General features: G+C 50.7%; 2 protein-coding genes. Both read left to right on the forward strand.

Annotated features, from left to right (window positions below; translation table 11 throughout):
* A partial coding sequence (locus H8730_RS17260; RefSeq protein ID WP_249290289.1) for a tyrosine-type recombinase/integrase occupies positions 1-416 on the forward strand: 416 nt, incomplete at its 5' end.
* Positions 417-759: 343 nt separating this feature from the next.
* Positions 760-1,589 (forward strand): signal peptidase I (locus H8730_RS17265; protein ID WP_249290290.1); only part of this gene is annotated, 830 nt, incomplete at its 3' end.

Raw genomic sequence — 1,589 nt, forward strand, 5'->3', positions numbered from 1 at the left:
TGCAATTTATTACCGTGGAGGCTGTTTCACAGGGCGAAGCCATTGTGACCTGCAAGGGAAAAACAAGAACGGTCTTTTTACCCGCCGCCCTGCAAAAGAAGCTGCGGCGGTATATTCAAGGCCAGAAAATCCAAAGCGGGTCGGTGTTTGTAACGCGAACGGGCAAGCCCATGAACCGCAGCAACATCTGGCGGGAAATGAAAGCTCTGTGCGAACGGGCAAACGTTGCGCCTTCAAAAGTGTTTCCGCATTCGCTCCGGCACCTGTTCGCCCGGTGCTTTTACAGCATCGACCACGACGTGGCGAAGCTGGCGGATATTCTCGGCCACAGCAACATCAACACCACAAGGATCTATATCATTACCACGGGAGCCGAGCACCGGCGCAAAATGGAAACCATGCGGCTCGTCATCTGAAAAAAGGACAAAAAAATACCAGCGCCATATAAACGCCGGTTTGCTTTGATAACGGAAGAATTATTCTGTTGTAGAGATAACATATCGGTAAAAAAATAAACGTATTTATACATATAAAATCTATCATAATCCGGCGCAAAAGTCAATACAATATTGCGTTTAGGGTGCAGCAAAGAAACCTTCTCATCGCAAAATGTTGAAAAGGTTACTATGCTGCGCCTTTTTCATACTTTCCGGTCGATTTTGAAGAGCTTTTTTCGTTTTGCTGGTTGAGCAGTTACAACAGAATAATTCTTCTGCTGTAAACGGGACAAGCCATAGAGCAGGCACTAAGGAAATGACTATGAGGGACGAACAGGAACAGAGCATAAAAGAAAATCCTCCGCCGCCGCAGGAGGATTCCCGAATTGATATATTGATTCGGGCCTATCGCAATTTGGCGGTGAAAGTGGATCTGTTGCAGGAACAAATCCAAAAGCAGGATCAAGAACTAACCCGACAGAAAGAGCGGATAGTGGACTTGATTCTAGCGGAAGAGCAGAGGAAGAACATCGCAAAAGATGAGGGCAGCGCTCCCCCACTCCCCTTGAGCACGCCCATGCCGGACAAGCCGGAGGCGAAGGAAAAACCCGCGGGGCAGAAAGCGAAACCAAAGCACAGCGCAAAATCCAGGCCGAAAAAGGGCCGGGCAGGAAAAATCATCGGAGAGGTTGTTTTTTACGGACTGCTGCTCCTGTTGATTATCGCCGCCCTGTTTGTCCGCACTACCAGCGACGGCGCGCCGAAAAGCCTTGCGGGATATTCCGGCATGATTGTCCTCACCGAATCCATGCAGAGTGAGATACCCAAAGGTTCGCTGGTGATTGCCCAGCAAGTAGACCCTGAAACCCTGCAAATCGGGGACGACATCACCTACATGGCAAACCAGACCACCTCCGTCACCCATCGGATTGTGGGGATTATCGAAAATTACGAGAACACGGGCCAGCGCGCTTTCCAGACGCAGGGGATTATGAATGCCCAGCCGGACAGCCAGCCCGTCCCTGCGGTCAATGTGGTGGGCAAGGTGGTGTTCCACAGTGAAACGCTGGGCGTGGTCGCCAGCTTCATCGGTTCCTACTGGCCGCTTCTCCTGTTTGCACTGGCGGTGGTGTTTGTGCTGATTTATGTGCT

Source organism: Bianquea renquensis (assembly GCF_014384895.1).
Classification (GTDB): Bacteria; Bacillota; Clostridia; order Lachnospirales; family Bianqueaceae; genus Bianquea; species Bianquea renquensis.